General features: G+C 31.8%; 20 protein-coding genes and 1 tRNA gene. 3 read left to right on the plus strand and 18 right to left on the minus strand.

Annotated elements, in window-relative coordinates:
* Positions 1-98 precede the first annotated feature (98 nt).
* From rplK to ACO5J6_RS09720, 17 genes are all read right to left on the minus strand, one after another.
* On the minus strand, positions 99-524 hold the full coding sequence (rplK, locus tag ACO5J6_RS09640) for a 50S ribosomal protein L11 (protein ID WP_485643659.1): 426 nt from the start codon (positions 522-524) through the stop codon (positions 99-101).
* Between the two features lie 95 nt (positions 525-619).
* On the minus strand, positions 620-1,252 hold the full coding sequence (nusG, locus tag ACO5J6_RS09645; protein ID WP_485643660.1) for a transcription termination/antitermination protein NusG: 633 nt from the start codon (positions 1,250-1,252) through the stop codon (positions 620-622).
* 1 nt (position 1,253) lies between these two features.
* Positions 1,254-1,469 (minus strand): preprotein translocase subunit SecE, encoded by a 216-nt coding sequence (gene secE / locus ACO5J6_RS09650; protein ID WP_485643661.1) that lies wholly within the window; start codon positions 1,467-1,469, stop codon positions 1,254-1,256.
* 23 nt (positions 1,470-1,492) lie between these two features.
* A tRNA-Trp gene (locus ACO5J6_RS09655) sits at positions 1,493-1,568 on the minus strand.
* 23 nt (positions 1,569-1,591) lie between these two features.
* Entirely contained in the window at positions 1,592-1,741 is a 150-nt protein-coding gene (gene rpmG, locus ACO5J6_RS09660; RefSeq protein ID WP_006807173.1) for a 50S ribosomal protein L33, read from the minus strand.
* Positions 1,742-1,870: 129 nt separating this feature from the next.
* A complete protein-coding gene (gene nadR / locus ACO5J6_RS09665) occupies positions 1,871-2,995 on the minus strand; it encodes a multifunctional transcriptional regulator/nicotinamide-nucleotide adenylyltransferase/ribosylnicotinamide kinase NadR (protein WP_485643677.1) in 1,125 nt (374 codons plus the stop codon).
* Positions 2,996-3,084: 89 nt separating this feature from the next.
* The gene (locus ACO5J6_RS09670) at positions 3,085-4,377 is read right to left on the minus strand and encodes an OmpP1/FadL family transporter (protein WP_485643662.1); all 1,293 of its coding nucleotides are present in this window, start codon (positions 4,375-4,377) and stop codon (positions 3,085-3,087) included.
* Positions 4,378-4,592: 215 nt separating this feature from the next.
* Positions 4,593-4,802 (minus strand): DUF1858 domain-containing protein, encoded by a 210-nt coding sequence (locus ACO5J6_RS09675; protein ID WP_485643663.1) that lies wholly within the window; start codon positions 4,800-4,802, stop codon positions 4,593-4,595.
* A 106-nt stretch (positions 4,803-4,908) separates the two neighbouring features.
* The gene (locus ACO5J6_RS09680) at positions 4,909-7,371 is read right to left on the minus strand and encodes a glycogen/starch/alpha-glucan phosphorylase (protein ID WP_485643664.1); all 2,463 of its coding nucleotides are present in this window, start codon (positions 7,369-7,371) and stop codon (positions 4,909-4,911) included.
* A gap of 185 nt (positions 7,372-7,556) precedes the next feature.
* Positions 7,557-8,435, minus strand: a complete 879-nt coding sequence (locus ACO5J6_RS09685; protein ID WP_485643665.1) for a TrmB family transcriptional regulator — start codon at positions 8,433-8,435, stop codon at positions 7,557-7,559.
* A 21-nt stretch (positions 8,436-8,456) separates the two neighbouring features.
* Positions 8,457-10,022 carry a deoxyguanosinetriphosphate triphosphohydrolase gene (locus ACO5J6_RS09690; protein WP_485643666.1) on the minus strand — a complete coding sequence of 522 codons (1,566 nt, stop codon included), beginning with the start codon at positions 10,020-10,022 and terminating at the stop codon, positions 8,457-8,459.
* A 245-nt stretch (positions 10,023-10,267) separates the two neighbouring features.
* Entirely contained in the window at positions 10,268-10,537 is a 270-nt protein-coding gene (locus tag ACO5J6_RS09695; protein WP_485643667.1) for a YggT family protein, read from the minus strand.
* 47 nt (positions 10,538-10,584) lie between these two features.
* Positions 10,585-11,130 carry a CDP-diacylglycerol--glycerol-3-phosphate 3-phosphatidyltransferase gene (gene pgsA, locus ACO5J6_RS09700; protein ID WP_485643668.1) on the minus strand — a complete coding sequence of 182 codons (546 nt, stop codon included), beginning with the start codon at positions 11,128-11,130 and terminating at the stop codon, positions 10,585-10,587.
* A complete protein-coding gene (gene pnp / locus ACO5J6_RS09705; protein WP_485643669.1) occupies positions 11,114-13,249 on the minus strand; it encodes a polyribonucleotide nucleotidyltransferase in 2,136 nt (711 codons plus the stop codon). Before pnp ends, pgsA begins: the two co-directional genes overlap by 17 nt.
* A gap of 290 nt (positions 13,250-13,539) precedes the next feature.
* The gene (locus ACO5J6_RS09710; RefSeq protein ID WP_485643670.1) at positions 13,540-15,057 is read right to left on the minus strand and encodes an ABC transporter permease/substrate-binding protein; all 1,518 of its coding nucleotides are present in this window, start codon (positions 15,055-15,057) and stop codon (positions 13,540-13,542) included.
* The gene (locus ACO5J6_RS09715; protein ID WP_485643671.1) at positions 15,050-16,027 is read right to left on the minus strand and encodes an ABC transporter ATP-binding protein; all 978 of its coding nucleotides are present in this window, start codon (positions 16,025-16,027) and stop codon (positions 15,050-15,052) included. The genes ACO5J6_RS09710 and ACO5J6_RS09715 overlap by 8 nt, the downstream gene beginning before the upstream one ends.
* Before the next feature lie 43 nt (positions 16,028-16,070).
* Complete coding sequence (locus ACO5J6_RS09720) at positions 16,071-16,508, minus strand: MarR family winged helix-turn-helix transcriptional regulator (RefSeq protein WP_485643672.1); 438 nt, start codon at positions 16,506-16,508, stop codon at positions 16,071-16,073.
* Positions 16,509-16,985: 477 nt separating this feature from the next.
* On the opposite strand from ACO5J6_RS09720, the gene ACO5J6_RS09725 reads away from it, so the two are divergent.
* On the plus strand, positions 16,986-17,696 hold the full coding sequence (locus tag ACO5J6_RS09725) for a zinc-binding dehydrogenase (protein WP_485643673.1): 711 nt from the start codon (positions 16,986-16,988) through the stop codon (positions 17,694-17,696).
* Between the two features lie 147 nt (positions 17,697-17,843).
* On the opposite strand, the gene ACO5J6_RS09730 is transcribed toward ACO5J6_RS09725, so the two are convergent.
* On the minus strand, positions 17,844-18,347 hold the full coding sequence (locus tag ACO5J6_RS09730; RefSeq protein WP_485643674.1) for a flavin reductase: 504 nt from the start codon (positions 18,345-18,347) through the stop codon (positions 17,844-17,846).
* A 154-nt stretch (positions 18,348-18,501) separates the two neighbouring features.
* On the opposite strand from ACO5J6_RS09730, the gene ACO5J6_RS09735 reads away from it, so the two are divergent.
* Both ACO5J6_RS09735 and ACO5J6_RS09740 read left to right on the plus strand, forming a co-directional pair.
* A complete protein-coding gene (locus ACO5J6_RS09735) occupies positions 18,502-20,607 on the plus strand; it encodes a glutamine synthetase III family protein (RefSeq protein WP_485643675.1) in 2,106 nt (701 codons plus the stop codon).
* A 119-nt stretch (positions 20,608-20,726) separates the two neighbouring features.
* Positions 20,727-21,071, plus strand: a complete 345-nt coding sequence (locus ACO5J6_RS09740; protein WP_485643676.1) for an MliC family protein — start codon at positions 20,727-20,729, stop codon at positions 21,069-21,071.
* Positions 21,072-21,302 lie beyond the last annotated feature (231 nt).

Genomic DNA, 21,302 nt, shown 5'->3' on the forward strand with positions numbered 1-21,302 from the left:
TTTTTCCTCTTTTTGCCATTTATTATTTCCTCCTCTGTGGTCATTGGTTTTATAAACCTTCCACTTAATATAATAATTTTCACAATTTATATTTTTATTTATTCTTCTATTTTTATCCCCATACTTCTTGCAGTTCCTGCGATGATATTCATAGCAGCTTCAACACTTCCTGCATTCAAATCAGGCATCTTAGTTTCAGCAATTTCTTTCAACTGAGCTTTTGTTATTTTTCCTGCAACATCTTTTTTTGAATTAGCAGCACCTTTCTGAACTTTTGCAGCTTTTTTCAATAAATCTGACGCAGGCGGTGTTTTTAATACAAATGTAAAACTTCTGTCAGCATAAACTGATATTTCTACAGGGATTACGAATCCTGCCTTATCCTGAGTCTGTGCATTGAATGCTTTACAAAATTCAGGAATATTTACACCGTGCTGTCCCAATGCAGGCCCTACCGGTGGTGCCGGATTTGCTTTTCCCGCTTCCAATTGTAATTTAATCTTTCCGATTACTTCTTTAGCCATTTTTCCTCCTCTGTGGTAACTGAATTTTTTTAAATCTCCCACTTTTCTTTAATTAAAATTTTGCTAACGTTATTCTTTAAATACTCTTGGTTTTTTTATCTTTTTTCAATTTCGTTATATTCAAATTCTACAGGAGTCAATCTTCCGAAAACTTCAAGCATAACCTTTATTCTTCCATGCTCATAGTCTATTTCGGCTATTTCACCTTCCTGATCCATAAATGAATCTTTTTTAACAATTACTTTTTCACCGATTTCAAAATCGATATTAAATTTATTTTCTTTTTCAGAGTCGTTAATTCCAATTTTGGATAATAAATCTTCGGCTTCTCTGTCGGATAAAGGTATGGGATCACTTCCCACTCCTACAAATCCTGTTACACCGTTAGTATTTCTTATGACATACCATGCTTCACTGTCCACACGATATCCCAGACCTAATTCATTTTCTTCCTTGACAGACAGCATTTCCACCATTACGTAACTTGGAAAAAGTTTTCTTGGTACTTTTACCATTTTTCCTCTTTTTTCTTCAAGGACTTCTTCTTCAGGTACCAGTATTCTGAAAACTCTGTCAGTAAGATTTAACGATTCTATTCTTTTTTCCAAATCGGTTGCCACTTTTTTTTCGTAACCTGAATAAGTATGAATTATATACCACTTTTTTTCATATACGGCTTCATCGTTTACTAATTCATCATTTACAACTTCTTCCACTTTTTTACTCATTTTATTTGCCTCCTAAAAAGCCTTTTAAAATTAGAGTCAATCTGTTTAATAAAAAATCAAACACATTATCAAAAAATAATATGTATAAAGCTATAAATAAAGTTATAAGTAATACGATTATAGTTACATGAAAAACTTCCGATTTTCCCGGCCAGTATATTTTCTTATACTCATTAATCATATTTTTAAAAGTGTCCGACACACTAAATTTACTCATAAAATATCTCCATAAAATTAAAATGGCAGGTCAGACAGGAATCGAACCCGTAACCTCCGGTTTTGGAGACCGATGCTCTACCAATTGAGCTACTGACCTATTTCATATAATGTGTATTTTTACTATTTAACTTCTCTATATAGAGAATGTCTTTTTAGCACAGGGTTGTATTTTCTCATTTCCAGTCTTTCAGGATGAGTTTTTTTGTTTTTAGTTGTAACATAATGTCTCAACTTAGTTTCTGTGCATTCTAAAATGACTTGTACTCTCATTGTCTTCTATCCCTCCCAATAAAATATTGGTATTACCAGAATAAACTAGCTTGCTAATTCTATCATAAGTGTATATTATTGTCAAGTTTTTTTTGTTTTTGACTTTTTTCATTTTAACTTGAAATATAATTATTTAATAAAATCATTTATTATTTCTATACTTTTATTGTATATATCAGTAAAATTATTCTGTTCATTATATTTGAGTTCAAAATAATCTATCTTATATTTTTCAAGCATTTCTTTTAGTTTTTTATCGTATTTACTGCCACTGTTTTTCTCAATATAGATTATTATATCAAATTTGCTGTTTTTTATAAAGTCTTTTATTACAGGGTTTTCATCTCCGCTATTTACCATTGAAAATACCTGTAATGAAATATATTCAGTATCTATGAATGTAAGTTTATTTGCATTTATTACTGAATTCATTATATCCAGATTTTGTTTATAGGCTATTCTGTTGTAATCATCGTGCTGCAAATTATCGGGATTATTTCCTGCAAATTCTTTTATATATTCTTTTCTGTATTCACGAACAAAGGAAGTATTGTAGTAATTTGCCAGTTTATGTGTCAAATTTGTCTTTCCCGAATTTTCCGAACCTATTACAGCTACTTTCAACACAAAAAATTCTCTCACATATTTAGGAATGTAAAACCAGTTATCATATGGATTATTTCTTACTTCCGTGGCACTTATACGGAAACTGTTTCTCATAATGTCTATTGTTTCAATTTTTAGATTATTATCAAAAACATTTTGCGGATTATTTATATCTATAAAATTTTCCTTATAATTTTTTATATCCTGTGTTTCATTAGTAAAGACAGTATCTATTTTTATATTGTTTTTCCCGAGAAGCTCCTTTACCCTATCACTCCAACCTTTCCAGCCATTAGGATAGGGAGGTATACCGTCTTCAGACAGATGAAGTATCTTTATATTATCCTGATATTTGAAAGTCTGTTCAGCAAATCTTATTCTGTCTTTTTCCGTAGGCATTCTTTTCATTTTTGACTTTTTAAATAATTCAATATCCCGTTCCTTGTCAGTACATACTATTACGTATAGATTGTCTACAAGTCCGCTTGCTTTTTGGATAAAATCCACATGTCCAATATGGAGAGGATAAAATTTTCCGAAAATTATGCCGTTTTTTGACTTTCTTTCATTATCGATACTTCTCATATCTTTTTTCTCCCTTACCAATTTTTCTTTTATTTCTTTTATCTTTTCAATTTTTTTCTTTATCTATGACTCCAATTTTATATCTGAATTTTTAAAAGAAAAAGCTGTCTCAAAAGAAAAACTTATTTTAAGACAGCCCCTTCTTAAAGATTTTAGAATTTATGTGTATATCCTACTGTAAAGACATTTATTGATTTATCATATTTAACTTTTGATTTATCAAGACTCACTCTCGGTAATGCAGTATTTTCTTTTTCTCCATTAGCGGAATTATATGAAACATGAGCTATACCGAACTTCCATTCAGAATTTTCAGTAGGTTTATAAGTCAGTCCTGTTGCATAAATTTGGGAATTTACCGCGTATTCTACATCAGTAAATGTATTTCTCGGAGCTCCCGTATCTGCATAGTTAAATCCTGCATGCCATGTAAACTTATCATTTATTCTGTAATCTATTCCAAAATTTATTTCATATCCGTCTTTATATTTAAATCTGTCCATTTTAGCGGCTTTATTGAAATAACGTGTATATCCCGCAGAATATGTAAATTTATCAATATCTTTAGAAACTCCTAATGAAAGTACTCCCGGTAAATCTCTTCTATATTGAGCTCCGTCCGCATATTCAGGATAAAACATCGAAATTCCCAGAGGTCTGCCTGCTATTGACATTCCTTTTACTTCTGAAGCTTTAGCTTTAAATTTCAATTTTACAGGAGTATCGTATTTTATTGCAAAATTTAAAGTATCTGTAGGTTTATAGTCAAATCCTATTGTTCCGCCTATACCTTCCGCAGTTCTTTTAGAATCAAGATGTAATTCGCTTCCGCTCAATCCTATAGCTCTTCCAACAAGAGGATTATAACTGTAAGAAGCATTTCCTTTCAGTTTTCTTACTCCAAGGACATATTTCAGTCCTCCTGATATTGAAAACTGCTCATTTACTTTATATGCTCCTCCTACCATTAATTGATAGTATCTGTTTTGCCCTCTAAAACTGTTTTCAGTCAGTTTAGCTCCTAAACGTCCGCCTGTCAGTTGATTAAAAGCGTCTGCGGCGAGTTCTACTCCGACTACTCCTTCTTTATATTTTAAAGTAGCTCCTCCTCCAATTACGCTTGCATTTCCAAATAATGAAAATCTATCTTTTTTATACAAAAGGTTGAATGAAGGGGCTCCTGCATAATTGTTTGACTTGTATTTTTTACCTTTCAAAGTCATCGATTCTTCAATCAAAGAATTTTGCATATTCATATTCAAATATGTTCCGTCTTCTAAAAACACAGTCCCAGCCGGATTATAAAAAACTCCTTCTACGCTTATTTTCCCTGTTTGTGAAGGGTTCTGAAAAAATGAAGCGGAATTATTTGATAAATAATCTATACTTGCTGCACTTAAAATTGTGCTTGCCAATAATGACATAATAGCTATTTTTAGTTTCATATTTCTCCTTTTCCAATATTATTATTTATGTTATTTTTATTACAATATAACACTTGTTTTTTTTTTTGTCAATTTATTTTTTGAAAAAATTTTTTATTAGAAAATAATTATTATATGTCCGGTATTTTTATCCAATATTTAAAAAAAACTTCTGTATACAAATTTTCCGAAAACTGTACTTTTCAAAAAATTCATATCAGAAGTTATTGATTATATTATTCTCCCTGTTTTTCCAATATCATATTTACTTCTTCTATTATAATATCAGGATTTAGCCCATGTGCCGCAATACCTTCTCCTAAAGTTTCAGCACTTGAAATTATACATCCTACACAACCAAGTCCGTATCTCATTAGAACCTGTGCAATTATAGGATATCTTTCGACTGCTTCCATTATATTCATATCTCTATTTACTTTTTCCATTATTTTCCACCTCCTGTTATTATAATCAAGTATAGCAGATAAAACAGTCCAAGTCAATATTTTATATACAAATTTATCATAATCTCTATTTCTGAATTTTAATTATTTAATCTATATAATTTTCTACTTTTACAGGATGAATATTCCATATTTCCTTTGCGTATTCCATTATTGTTCTGTCTGAGCTGAATTTTCCTGCATTTGCTATATTCTTGAGCATTTTTTGTGCCCATTTTCTCTTATCCTTATAGGCTTTCTGCAATTCAGACTGGGCATTTCTGTACGATGAAAAATCTCTCAATAAGAAGTATACATCCGGTCTGCCTCCGTCAGCTCCATATAGTAATGAAGACTGGATTTCTTTGAATATTCCTGTATGATTATCGTCATAAGTACCGTCTGTCAGCTGATCTATGACTTTTGTCAATCCTTCAACAACATTATACTCTTCCAGCGGATTGTATTTTCCGTATGCTTCAAGTCTTACGACTTCATCAGCTTTCAGTCCAAATATGAAGGCATTTTCAGCTCCGGCTTCTTCCACGATTTCAACATTGGCACCGTCCATAGTTCCTATCGTTATTGCTCCGTTTAGCATAAATTTCATATTTCCTGTTCCCGATGCCTCTTTACTTGCCGTAGAAATCTGTTCTGAAACATCTGCCGCAGGGAATATTTTTTCAGCAAGGGAAACTCTGTAATTTTCAAGGAATACGACTTTTATTTTACCGTTAATATCAGAGTCATTATTTACTTTTTCAGCAACCGAATTTATCAGTTTTATTATTCCTTTCGCTCTTCTATAGCCTGCTGCTGCTTTTGCTCCAAATATAAATGTTCTCGGTTCTACATCTAACAGAGGATTTTCTTTAAGTTTATTATATAAGTCCATTATATGAAGTACATTCAACAGCTGTCTTTTATACTCATGAAGTCTTTTTACCTGTATATCGAATATGGAATGCGGATTTACATCAATTCCTGTTGTTTCCTTTATATATTCAGCCAGTTTCTGTTTATTGTGGAATTTTATTTCAGTCAGTCTGTTTAGTACATTATCATCTTCCATATATTGCTCTAATTTTTTCAGTTCGTATAAATCTGTTATCCATTTATCTCCGATAAGTTCTGTAATCAGTCCTGCCAATTCAGGATTGGATTTCAAAAGCCATCTTCTTTGAGTAATTCCGTTAGTTTTATTTTGGAATTTTTCAGGGTACAGTTCATACCATTCTTTCAGTTCTGAATTTTTCAATATTTCTGTATGGAGTGCCGCAACACCGTTTACAGTGTGTGAGCCTACTATCGCAAGCCAAGCCATTCTTATCTGTCCGTTTCCAATAATTGCCATTTGCTGTTTTTTCTGCCAATCGTCAGGATACTTTTCATTAAGTTCTTCCATAAATCTTCTGTTGATTTCTTCAACAATCTGGTATATTCTTGGCAACAGTGTCTGGAATAACGGAATATCCCATTTTTCAAGTGCTTCCGCTAAAATAGTATGGTTTGTATAGGAGAATACATTTTTACATATATCCCATGCTTCTCCCCAGTTAAGTTTTTCATAATCAAGAAGAATTCTCATTAATTCAGGTATTGCCACTACAGGATGAGTATCATTTAACTGTATTGCCACTTTTTCCTGAAACTTGGAAAAATCATTTCCGTATAATGTTTTATATCTTCTCACTATATCCTGCAATGATGCTGAAGTAAAGAAAAACTGCTGCTTCAATCTCAACATTTTACCGTCTTTTTCAGTATCGTTAGGATACAAAACTCTGGAAATATCTTCCGCTTCCACGGCATTTTCCGAAGCCAGAAGATATTTCTGGTCATTAAACAGTTTCAGATCAAACCCTTCAGGAGACCTTGCTTCCCATAATCTCAATGTATTTACAGTATCATTTCCGTATCCGATAATAGGTACATCGTAAGCTACTGCATTTACATTTTCAGTATTTACTCTTTTAAAATATTCTTTTCCGACTTCATCTCTATGTACTTCTATCTGTCCACCAAATTTTACTTCATAAACTCTGTCTATTCTTTTTATTGACCATGGGTCTCCAAATTTTGTCCAGTCATCAGGATACTCTACCTGAAATCCGTTTTCTATTCTCTGGTCAAACATCCCGTATTTATATCTTAATCCATATCCGTGTCCCGGAAGTTCGAGAGTTGCCAACGAATCAAGAAAACATGCAGCCAATCTTCCCAATCCTCCATTTCCAAGTCCGGCGTCCATTTCCCTGTCTTCTACTTTATTAATATCTACACCCAACTCCTGAAGTGTTTCTTTTACTGCTTCATTTATCTGCAAATTAATCAGGTTATTCCCCAAATATCGCCCCATTAAGAATTCTGCAGAAAAATAATACATTTGTTTTACTTGTTTTTTTGCGTAGGTTTTTTTTGTATTATACCAGTTTTCAACTATATAATCGAGAGTTGCTCTGGATACTGCATAATATATTTCATATTCATGAGCTTCTTCTATAGTTTTCCCGTACTGTCTTCTTATTTTCCTAAGAATACTTTTCTTTAACTGAGATTTATCAATCTTCATCTTTTCCTCCTACAATTTTTTACTAATTTGTATTTTTGATATTACCGTGTTATTATACACATTTTTTATGAATTTTTGAATAGTTTTTTGTAAAATATTTTTTTTATTTGGTTTTTGCAAAAAATATGCCATTATATTTACGAAAATAAATTACGGTTATATAAAAGATACGACCATACTGTCTTTTATCTATTGTTATTTTCTTTTTCAAAAGCTGAATTTATAAAAATCTCCTCAAAAATTTCTTCTCCGTATACTCTTTCCATTTTAGCTGTATATATATTATTATGAATATTTTCCGTTAATATTTTTACTAAATATTTATTTTCAGTATACACTCCTATAAATTCTTTTCCTGTTTCTTTACAGGAAAATCCTTTAACAATATCGGACACTATAATAATTTCTTTATTTTTTCGGTTTTTATAAATTTTATTTTGAATATTGTATATTTTTAGATTATACATATTATAATTTTCAAATTTATAATTTTCAAATATATTTTTATCTTCATTTATTTTATTTATTTCCTTATTTTCATTTATTTTCTTATTAAAATCAAGTATTGTATCTCCAAAATTAAAAATAAATATTTTTATACCTGCTTTTATTGTTTTCAAAAGTTCTTCCTCAAATAAATGAATATCAATATTAGTACCTATGTATATTTCATTTTCAGCCTTATTTATTATCTCCTTTACTTTTAAAATTAGACTTTCTTCACTGTATAGCTGATAAAATCTTGTTTCATTTTTTTTATTTCTTATTTTCAGAAATTCTTTTTCCAAAAATTCGGCTTTATTTTTCCATTCTTCCTTTAATTCATCTATTATTTCCATGGGTTCCATTGCCATATAGTTTTTTTTATCCTCTTCGGTAGGCACCGTATAGACATACCCTTTTTCACAGAGTTTTTCCAATGCAGTGTAAATAGCACTTCTCGAAACATCAATCTTCTTTGAAATCTGAGTTCCGTTTGACATAGGGGTATTCAAAACTTCCATATATACTTCAGCTTCCACTTTGGAAAAACCAAATTTCTGCAATTCCGATATTATATCCATAAAATTTCTAAAAATTCCTTTCTAATCAATCCCGGTCAACTCCTGATAAAGAGTTTTTATAAAACTGTCAGTCATTCCTGAAATATAGTCCGTTACAAGGAGCAGTCTCAAATATAGCTTATATCTGAAAATTTCCTTTTCCTTTATCATATTTTCTTTTTCTTTATCTTCTCTGTTTTCAGTATTTTTCGACTTTTTTGCTCTAATATTTTTTTCAGCCAGTTCACTGTAATATTTGTAAATATGTCTCTGATTTTCCGATAAAATTGCTATATATTTACTGTCTATCCCTGCCATTTTTTCTTCATAAGGAGTATCCCAGTACAAAACCGAATTTACAAAATTTGTCAGAAAATAATTTATTATGTTATTCGCTGCGATTTCCATTTTCAGAATTGCCTTCGCTTCAAACACTTCTTTAAATGCAAGTTTTTTCAAAACATTTAATAATTTTTCAGCTTCAGTTCCTTTAAATAAATCGGTTTTAAATTCTCCATTCATTATCAAGTCATAATTTTTTATAAATGAATTTACTACAGAGCTTATAAATATTCCCTGTATTGATACTATCCACCTTTGAACGGCGTATAATTCAGGGCTGTCATATTTTTTCTTTTTAGCATAATCTTTATAACTCATGAGATTTTTATATAGTCTTTCATCTTCGGGAACATTTATTTTCAGGCTTTCAATAAGATTTTCAAAAGAAATGAAGCCTTTTTTCATACCGTCCTCTATATCTGCCGTACAGTAAGCAATATCATCTGCCGCTTCAAGAAGAAAAGTCAGAGGATGTCTGTAAACTTCCCCTGTTTTACTATCATAAGTTCCCGTACTTTTTACTATATTTTCAAATAATTCCTTTTCCGAATAATAATATCCCATTTTCTTTGTTTTTATATCTCCGCTTTTTCTATCTATATTCAACGAATTTACAGGATATTTTATTAATGTATTTAATAACGCAAAAGTCAGGTTCATTCCGTTTTCATCTACTAAAAAATGAAGTTTGGAAACTACCCTTATCGCTTGAGCATTTCCCTCAAAATAAATAAAATCATTGCACATCTGCTCATTCAGTATCTCACACAGTTTTCTATATTTTCCGTCAAAATCCTTTATTTCTATCTCTTTCAGATTTTTTTCAAACCACGCTCTTATAGTATCTTCTCCAAAATGTCCAAACGGAGGATTTCCTATATCGTGAAGCAGCCCCGAACTTGCGAGAATGTTGGCTATCCCGTTGGCTTCTTCATGACCGAAATCGGAATCAAGATTATTTTTTATTATCTCATCTCCGACAGATTGGGCAAGAGATCTTGCAAAAGATGAAACCTCTATCGAATGGGTCAGTCTTGTCCTTATAAAGTCATTTTTCTCAAGGGGAAAAACTTGCGTTTTATCCTGTAGTCTTCTAAAAGAAGCACTGCTTAATATCCTGTGATAATCCCTCTCAAAATCACTTCTTAAATCACTGTAAGATTTTTCCTTGCTTTCATTAAATGCTTCTTCAGGCTCCTGTCTATTTTTTGTTTTGCTGCTTCTCGGTCTCTGACTGTTTACCGATAACAGATTTTTCCAATTCATTTTATAACCCTGCATAAATTCTCGCTTTCTTTATTTTTTTATGCTTTCAGTTTTATCATTTTTATTTTATTATTATTTTAATTATTTTGATTTTTTGATTATCTTATTACTGTAATTCTTATTATTTTAAGTTTCTCTATTTATAATTTTTTTATATTCATAATTTTTTTATCTATAGAAATTTTTTATTTATGAAAAAGACTGTTTTAAAAAAGGCTATAAGCCTTAATGAAACAGCCTTTCTTTTAAATACTTGAAAAATAGATAAGTCTTGTTACTATTGTTTTCAATAAATTCAGTAAAACTATTCCTATTATCGGAGATATATCAAGGTTTATATTTCCCATAGGAATTATTATTCTGAATAATTTCAAATAAGGGTCTGTCAGTCTGTTTATCATTCTGAAAAACGGACTTTCATTTCTTCTGTCTACCCACGAACCGAATATTGAAATCAGAATAATAATCGAATATAAATCAACTATTTTATAAAATATGTATAATAATTGTTCCATTTTTTTCCTTTCTCTTTAATGTTATCATCTTTTAATACTGTCATCAATTATTTACTCAAAACATCTTTAGATTTTATAACATATTCCGCTCCTGATACTATTGTCAGTATGAGAGGAATTGTCAGCAAAATATTGTTTACAGTGTAGCTCATAGAAAAAAGGACAATCAGTGTCAATGCAATCATCTGTGTAGCCGTTTTCCATTTTCCGAGAGTTTCCGCAGCAATAACGGTACCGTCAGCGGCAACTATGGCTCTCAGTCCTGTTATAAGTAATTCCCTGAATATTATTATAAGAACTATCCATAAACTTATTTGATTATATTTTGTCAATGTTGTCAATGCCGATATAACAAGAAGTTTATCAGCCAAAGGGTCTATCAGTTTGCCCAAATTTGTTATAAGATTATATTTTCTGGCAATCTGACCGTCATAATAGTCAGTTATTGAAGCTCCTACAAATATAATACACGCAAAAATTCTCATAAATATTGACAGTGTACTGTTATTTGTAGATAAAGCTATTCCTAATATTATTACAAAAGGAATTACGAGTATCATTCTTAATGTTGCAAGTTTATTGGGTAAATTCATCCTTAACACCTTCTTCTTTTGAAATTAATGCTTTCATACTGAGGTTAAATTTACTTTCATCTTCCATTGTTATTACTTTTACTTTTATTTCCTGTCCTTCTTTCAGTACATCCTCTACTTTTCCTACTCTTTTATGGCTAATTTCTGAAATGTGGAGTAATCCTTCTTTTCCGGGAAGAACTTCTACAAAAGCCCCGAATTTCATCAATTTTGTTACTTTTCCGTCATAGATTTCATTTAATTCCACTGACTGTGTCTGTCTTTTTACTAATTCTATGGCTTTTTTCATCATTTCAGGATCTTTTCCGAATATTGAGACACTTCCGTCGTCTTCTATATCTATGGAAACTCCCGTTTCTTCAATTATCGCTTTTATATTTTTACCGGCAGGTCCTATAAGCCCCGCTATTTTTGAAGGGTCTATTTTCATTAACTCTATTTTCGGAGCATTTTCAGCTATTTCAGGTCTTGGCTCACTTATAACTTCTTCCATTTTGTTAATTATAAACTGTCTGCCTTCCAGTGCCTGTTTTAAAGCTATATCCATTATTTCTCTTGTGATACCCTCTATTTTGATGTCCATTTGTATTGCAGTTATACCTTTTTTTGTTCCTGCCACTTTAAAGTCCATATCCCCAAGGTGATCCTCAAGTCCCTGAATATCAGTCAATACGGTAAATGTATCTCCTTCTTTTATCAATCCCATTGCTATCCCTGCAACCGTAGATTTTACAGGTACTCCGGCAGCCATTAGAGCCAAAGAGCCTCCACATATACTTGCCTGTGAAGACGACCCATTGGATTCTGTAATTTCCGAAACAAGTCTCACTGTATAAGGAAATGTCTCCTGGTCAGGCATCACATATTTCAATGCTCTTTCAGCAAGATTTCCATGACCTAATTCCCTTCTTCCCGGTGCCCTTAAAAATCCTGCTTCTCCTACTGAATAAGGCGGAAAATTATAGTGCAGGAAGAATTTTTTTCTGGATTCGTCTTCCATACCGTCTACAATCTGTTCATCAGCTTTACTTCCCAAAGTTACAGTTACCAATGCCTGTGTTTCTCCCCTTGTGAAAAGGGCAGACCCGTGAGGTACAGGAAGAGTGTCTATCTCTACATCCAAAGGTCTTATTTCCGTTGTAGTTCTTCCGTCAGCTCTGTATTTTTTGTATAAAATAGCATCTCTTACTACTCTCTTTTCAATTTCACGATAATATTTTTTAAACTCTTTTTCCAAACTTTCATCTATATCTTTCCCTTCATTTTCCAATTTCAGGATATATTTTTCAAACAATTCTATTTCAAGGTTATCAATAGCTTCGTATTTTTCAAGTTTTCCCGGAGTCATAACAGCTTCTTCCACATTTTTTTCAAAACTGTCTAAAAATTCTCTTATTTCAGAATCTACTTCTTTTTTCTCAAATTCGTACTTTTGAACATCAAATTGAGATAGGAATTTATCCTGTTCAGCGCATATTTCCTTAATTCTTTCATGACCGAAAATTATCGCTTCGAGCATTATTTCTTCAGAAACTTCCTTAGCTCCTGCTTCGACCATTGTTACTGCGTCCTTTGTTCCCGCTACAGATAAGTGAACCTCACTTTCTTCAAGCTGTTCGGCAGTAGGATTTAAAATATATTCACCATTTATATAGCCCACAGTTACTCCCGCAACTGTTCCCGCAAAAGGAATATCCGACAGTCCCAGCGCTGTCGAAACTCCTAATGTTGCAAGGTTTTCAGGCTGATTTACTTCATCATATGAAACTACTGTAACGACAATATGCACTGAATTTAAAAATCCCTCTGGAAATAAAGGTCTTATCGGTCTGTCTATAAGTCTTGCTATTAAAATTTCGTCCGTAGACGGTCTTGATTCCCTTTTTATAAATCCACCGGGAAATTTACCCGAAGCGTAGAATTTTTCAATATAATCTACTGTCAAAGGAAAAAAGTCCTGCCCTTCTTTTACATCTTTACTTCTTGTAGCAGTCACAAGTAATACTGTCCCTCCGCACTGAACTATGACAGAACCTCCTGCCTGTCTTGCTATTTTACCTGTACTCAGTTTTACCTGCTGTGTTCCTAAATTGAACCCGTAAGTTCTTTCATCAAACATCTGTTTCCTCCTATTTTTTTATATATTAAGAAGGGAGCAAATAATAGTAAAAACTTCTATAAATCAAATACAGACTTAGATATAAAAATCTTTACAATTACTTACTCTGATACCTTCTTAAAATTCTTAATGATTATAGCATTTTTAAAGGATTTTTACAATATATAAAATATTATAAAAATCCTTTTATTTTCCCAATATGCAAATCTATCGGCAGATACTTTGTTTATGATTACATTCATCTTGAAATTGTTACTAAAATCATTATAAATAAAATAAAATATAATAAACTATTTTATCAGTCCGTTCTTTTTCAAATACTCTCTTGCAATGTCTTCCGCTCTTTTTCCGTCTACTCCTACTTCATAGTTCATTTCTCTCATTTCAGCATCTGTTATTTTATTCTGTAATTTTCCTAAAATCGTTTCCAGCTGAGGATATTTTTTTAATGTATCTTTTCTCAATAGCGGTGCTCCCTGATAAGGCGGGAATAATTTTTTATCATCTTCCAATACTACAAGATTATATTTTGCAAGTTCGCTATCTGTAGAATAAGCATCTATCAAGTTTATATCTCCATTCTGGACAGCCACATATCTGAGTTTAGGCTCAAATTCCTTAATATCGGGCAATTCAAATCCGTATAACTTTTTCAGTCCCTTATACCCGTCTTCCCTGTCATTAAACTCCCTTGTAAATCCTGCTTTTATTTTATCTTTTATTTTTTCGAGGTCGGATATTTTCATTAAATTATTTTCTTCCGCAAATTTTTGAGGTACTGCCAGTGCGTATGTGTCATTAAATTTCATAGGACTTAAATAAATCATATCAAATTTTTCAGCCATTCCTTTTTTTGCCTGACTGTATACTTCGGCAGCATCATTACTTACAGGATTTTCCTTAAGAAATGTAAATACTGCTGTTCCTGTAAATTCGGGATAGATATCTATTTCTCCTGATTTAAGGGCATTGAATACAAAACTTGTTTTCCCGAATCCTGATTTTAGCTCTACATCAACATTATCCATATTTTCTTCGATTAATATTTTATACATATTTATCAATATTTCAGGTTCCGTTCCCAATTTCCCGGCTATAATGAGCTTATTTTTCTTCATCATTTTATCCGCTCCTATATTTCCCGCAAAAAATAGTACCATAACAGCAAAAATACAGACTAATATTTTTTTCCAGTCAGCTTTTTCAAATTTTTTTAAAATAAAATCAAACAAAACTGCAAGCAATGCGGCAGGTATCGCTCCAAGCAATATCAGGCTGTTGTTATTTCTATCAAGCCCAAGAAGTATAAGGCTTCCAAGTCCTCCCGCACCTATCAGTGAAGCAAGCGTAGCCGTTCCTATTATAAGGACAGTTGCCGTTCTTATACCCGCCATAATGACAGGCATTGCAAGAGGTATCTGTATTTTTATAAGTTGCTGCAGCTCATTCATTCCCATTGCTCTTGAAGCCAGCATATATACAGGGTCTACTTCCGTAATTCCCGTATAAATATTTCTTAGAATTGGTAAAAGAGCATAAATTACAAGAGCTATAACTGCCGGTACTCCCCCTATCCCTACAAAGGGTATGAGCAGACCCAGTAATGCAAGAGACGGTACTGTTTGTAATATAGCCGTAATTCCGATTATTATTTCAGCTATTTTTTTATGATAACTCAAATATATTCCCAGAGGTATGGCTATCAGAAGAGCAATGATTAGAGCCAAAAAGGAGATTTTTATATGTTCAATAATCGCTTTTATCAGTTCTTCCCTTCTCTCAATCAGAGTTATAAGAATATTATTCATTTTTATCACTCTCCGTACTTAAATAGGAAAATATATCTTCTCTTCTAATTATCATTTTTTCCTCTTTTTCGCCCATGATTATTGCATATTCATTTTTTGCCAGTATTTTAAAGAGCTTGTCAAAATTATCGTTAATTTTTAATGTAATATTTTCTGTAATATAACTTATTTTGGAATTTTTTTCTATTTCCCTATAATTTACTGATTTTATAAAATCTTTTATCAATTTATTATATAAGTTATTATCAGTTCCTGAATTTATAAATTCCCTTACAAAATCATCCTTAGGGTGTTCCGTCAGTTCTTCTTTTGTTCCCGATTGTATTATTTCACCGTCTTTTATTATACAGATTTTATTTCCAAGTAAAAGTGCCTCTTTTATATCGTGAGTTACAAATATAACAGTTTTGTTTATTTTTTCCTGTAATTTTTTTATATCTGCCTGCAATCCTGCCCTTGTTACAGGGTCTAACGCACTAAAAGGCTCATCCATAAGTATAAACTCGGGATTTGCGGCTAATGCTCTCGCAATTCCTATCCTTTGGGCTTCTCCTCCTGACAGTTCCGAAGGCATTCTTTTTCGATATTTTTCAGGATTTAATCCTACCATATTCAGCAATTCGTCTATCCTTTTATCTGTCTGTTCCTTGTTCCAGCCTTTCAGTTCAGGTACAACGGCTATATTCTTTTCAATATTCATATGAGGAAACAATGCCACTTGCTGCAATACATACCCCATATCCCAACGTAATTCGTGGATATTATATTCCATAATGTTTTTTCCCGATATTCTTATTTCTCCTGACGTAGCATCTTCAAGTCGGTTTATCATTTTAAGAGCTGTAGTTTTTCCACTTCCGCTTGGCCCTATAAACACGGTAAAATCTCCGTCATTTATACATAAATTCATATTTTTAATAGCTTTATTGCCATTAGGATAAGTTTTTTCAACATTTAAAAATTCTATCATCTTTTTGCTCCTTTCTATTTATTTATTCACTTATTCAGATTATTCAGGCTTTATTATAGTTTTCAAGATTATCCAGAATTCTTTTCAAATATTCTTCAAATTCCATTATTTCATTATGTGAAAAATTTTTATAAAAAACTGAAATTATTTCCTCTGAAATCACATCATATTCTTTTTTTAAAGATTTAGCATAATCGGTAAGTATTATTATTGTTTTCCGTTTATCCTTTTCATCGGTTCTTTTTTCTATGAGATTTTTTCCCTGTATTCTCTCAAGCATTGTTGTAAGAGTATTTATTGCAAGCCCTGTCCGAGCTGAAAGTTCCTTAATGCTGATGTTGTCATTTTCCCACAACACATGAAGTATCCTACCCTGTTCAGCATTAAAAGCCGTTATTTCCCTGTTGGAAATAAGATTATTCAATATTCTTCCATGTATCTGTTTAATTCTGCTCATTAAAAAACCACCGTTATATTTCATTTTATTATCCCTCCTTGCTATTTCCTTTATTTTTGACCATTAAATCACTTTAGTTATACTTCATTTATTATTTTGTTTTTATAGGATTATTTATCAAAACAAACCATTTTTATTGACTTTATTGAGATTTATTTTTTGTTATTTTACTTATTATAAAATTCATATTATATTAAAAATTATATTATAAAATTTAATCACAAGACCTATCAAGACCTATATTATAATTATAAATTATAAAAAATTCTTTGATTTATAATTTTTATATGCTATAATTTTCATATATAATATTACTATATAGAAGTATTTTTGTCAACATAATTTTTATAATATATAATATTTTTTATATCTGAAAGGACGATTAAAATGAATAAAACTATGAAAGCGATAGTGATTGAAAAACCATGTTCTGCTAATGAATTGAAAATTTCTGAAATCCCTGTTCCTAAAATTAAGTAAGGAGATAAAGTTTTTACATTAATGGGAGGATTAGGAAGAGAGTTTGACGGAAGTTATGCCGAATATACCCTCGTTCCCGAAAATCAGGTCTATCCGTTACAGTTGCCTGAAGAAAACTGGGAAATTCTTGCTGCTTATCCTGAACTTTATTATACTGCTTACGGCTCACTGTTTAAGTCATTAAAATTACAAAACGACGAAACTCTTTTAATCAGAGGCGGTACAGGCTCTGTCGCCTTAGCAGCAATGCAGCTGGCAAAAAGTATCAATGTGAAGACAGTGGCTACTACCCGCGATGAGCAAAAAATAGAATTTTTAAAAGAAAATGGTGCCGATTATGTAATAATTGAAAATGATAATTTTGAAAATCAGTTAAAATCATATTTTCCTCAGGGAATAGACAAAGTATTGGAACTCATAGGAGCAAGCACTCTAAAATCATCCCTTAAATCTCTAAAACAGGGAGGAACAGTATGTATGACAGGATGTCTTGGCGGCTGGATTGTCGATTCTTTTGAGCCGTTAGTAGATATACCGTCAGAATCTTATTTGACATCCTTTGACAGCACAACAGTCAATAAAGATACAATCAGAAATATGTTTGATTTTATAGAAAAATATAATATAAAACCGCGTATTTCAAAAGTATTTCCTTTGGAAGAAATTGGAACTGCCCATTCCTTTCTCGAATCAAATAAAGCCAACGGAAAAATTGTAATAAAAGTTGAATAAAAAACCATATAAAAAACTGCTATAAAAGTATTTTAAAATTAATATAATGTGCATAGTCAAAGATATTTTTGACTATTAAAAAACATTTTTAATTTTAAAAACTTTAAATAACAGTTTTTTTTCATTTATGTTATTAAATTAATTCAACTAATCTCTCACATATATCTTTTTCACTCTTCCTGTGTAGACTATATGTGCTTCTTCTTTTGTAAACAGCCTTTCAGCTATACTTTTGTCAAGGAATTTTTCAGGTTTGATTTCGTCTATATACATTTTTTGAGCTATTATGACTACTTTAGCTTCTTCAAACGTCGGTACTCCGTCAAGGAATATCGGATTAAAGCCTACTTCTTTTATCTTGTCTCCGTCTCTTCCCGATTTAGTTCCCAAAGTTTTCAGTTCCAGCCTATGACCTTCAAAAAAGCTCAAAGAGAAACAGTCCTGTTCATCTACAAATTTCTTAGTGTATCTTGTAGGTCTTATATAAACCGATACGACCGGTCCTGCACAAAGATAGCCCAACATTCCCCAAGAAAGAGTCATGGTATTTATACCGTTTTCATCTCCCGCAGTTACCAGATACCAATCCCTACCTGTATTTGTAAAAGGATTTAAATTAAAATCCTGAATTTTTATTTCATGAAATCCCATTATTCACCTCCATTATGATATTTATTATATCAGAAACATTAACATATATCAAATATATATTAATGTGAAATTTTCTTTTAAATAATGTTTGACATATTTTAGACTTTAATATATCATATAAAAAATAAATCTTTGATATGAGAGGAACTTATATATGGAAAATGCTATGAAAGTTTTTGGAGAAAATGCTTTCACTGAAAGTAATCTCAAAAAAAGAGTACCTAAAGAAGTCTTTAAAGAATTTAAAACTTCTCAACTGGGAGAAACGGAATTATCCAAAGAATCCGCCGAAGTTATAGCAAATGCTATAAAAGACTGGGCTACTAAAAGGGGAGCAACCCATTATTGTCATTGGTTTCAGCCTCTGACAGATTTGACCGCTGAAAAGCACGAATCTTTTTTAGAGCCTACAGGAGATAAGGAAATAATTTATAAATTTTCGGGAAACAGCCTAATCAAAGGAGAGTCTGACGCTTCGTCTTTTCCTAACGGAGGTCTAAGAAGTACTTTTGAAGCAAGAGGCTATACCGTATGGGATACAAGCTCCTATCCGTTCATAAGGGAAAATAAAAACGGTGTTACATTATACATACCTACTGCATTTATATCGTTTAATGGAGAAGCCCTCGATAAAAAAGTCCCTCTTCTCAGAACGATGAAATATATTAATAAACAGGCTCTAAGAATTTTGAGAGTTTTAGGAAATACTTCTTCAAAACACGTGTTTAACACACTGGGAGTTGAACAGGAATATTTCCTTGTAAATAAAGAACTGTTTGAAGCAAGAGATGATTTACTTCTTACGGGAAGAACCCTCTTTGGAGCACCTGCTCCTAAAGGTCAGGAATTAAGCGACCACTATTACGGGAAAATCAAAGAAAAAGTTATCAATTTTATGAGTGATGTAGATGTGGAACTATGGAAATTGGGAGTTCCTGCAAAGACAAGACACAACGAAGTCGCACCTAACCAGTTTGAAATAGCACCTTTGTTTTCTGTAGCAAATTTAGCTTCGGACCAAAATCAGATAATAATGGAAACTATTGAAAAAACTGCCTTAAGACACGGTCTTGTAGCTTTACTTCATGAAAAACCTTTTGCAGGAGTAAACGGCTCAGGAAAACATAATAACTGGTCATTAAGTACGGATGACGATAAAAATCTGTTCAGTCCCGGCAAAGACCCTAAAACAAATAAAAGGTTTCTGATTTTTTTATCAGCGGTAATTGAAGCTGTAGACAGATATTATTCACTGCTAAGAGTTACCACGGCTACTGCTACAAATGACCACAGACTTGGAGGGCATGAGGCTCCTCCTGCCATTATTTCCATATTTTTGGGAGATGAACTGACTGCAATCCTTGAAAATATCGCTTTAAAGAAAAAACTTCCCGAAACTCCGATAGCCAAACTGAATTTGGGAGTTGATGTCTTACCTACTCTTAAGACTGATTCGGACGACAGAAACAGAACTTCACCTTTTGCCTTTACAGGAAATAAATTTGAATTCAGAATGCCGGGTTCAAGTTCTACCCCTGCCACTACTGCGGCTGCAATCAATGCCGCTGTCGGAAAAGTTTTAAAGGAATATGCAGACAAACTTGAAAATTCTTCAAAAAAAGACTTGGACAAAACTATCACGGAAATTATAACAAATGCTTACAAAAAGCATGGCAGAATTATATTTAACGGAAACGGATATAGTGAAGAATGGGAAAAAGAAGCGAAAAAAAGAGGTCTTACAAATGAGCTTTCTTCAAATCTTGCTTTAAGAAAACATCTTGACCCTGAAATTCTTGAGATGACAGAAGAAGTGGGAATGCTCTCAAAAAATGAATCTGTTGCTCGATACAACGCTTATGCCGAAAGATATGTTACACATTTGATAATAGAAGCCAAGACACTTATAGATATTGCAAGAAAGGACATTCTGCCTGCCGGACTGAAATACGCAAATTTGCTGGCTGACAATATTGAAAAAACATCCATATTTGGAAAAACTTATACTAAAGAACAGAAAGAACTGCTGAAAAACGTCCTTTCGAGCATTACAGATTTAGGAAAAGAAATTAAATATCTTGAAAAAAGAATTGATAAAGTAAAAAAAGAAAAAGATTTAGGTAAAAAAACCGATTTGGCAAAATCAGAATTAGTTACAGGACTTGAAACTTTACGAATTCCTTGCGATAATTTGGAAAAAGTCGTTGACAGTTCTATATGGAAATTGCCTACTTATAAAGATTTGCTGTTTAGATTATAGCTTGAAATAAAAAACTTTTTTGGCAAACCCAAGATTAAGCATTCTCAAATCTAAAACAAACTTTTTAAGAGTATAAATGGTTTGCAATAAATTACTTTATAGAAAGAGGGATAAATTTTATGAAAAAAACAAAAAGTATTGTAACAGCATTATCAGCACTTGTATTGTTATTAGGAGTAAGCTACATTTCAACTGCAAAACCTGCAAAATCAAGAAGAACAAGAAAAGCAGTTGCAACAACTACTTATAACTGCGAAAATGAGACTATAAAAGTTTCATATCCTACAACAGGTAGTGCAAAAATTACAGATGCAGCAGGAAATACACACAGTCTGAAAAGAGCTAAATCGGCAAGTGGAACAAGATATGCAAATAACGAAGGTATTGAATTCTTTACTAGCGGAAAAAGCACTACTTATACAGGACCTTCAGGAATAGAAAATACATGCACTATTTCAAATTAATTTTTTATAAATTATTAGAAATCTGTGATAGATAATAAAATAATATTCTGAAGATAAAACTTTGTAAATAATATAAAAAAATAACATTTATTTCTTTTTTAAATTTTAAAAATTTGTAAATGTTATTTTTTATTATATGCTGCTAAAAATTAACTCTAAACCCTGTCGTAAATACGTTGTTACCTGCTTTATGTTTCTCCATTTTTGCGTCATAGTTTATATACCATGCAA

The sequence above is a fragment of the Pseudoleptotrichia sp. genome, from assembly GCF_057270515.1.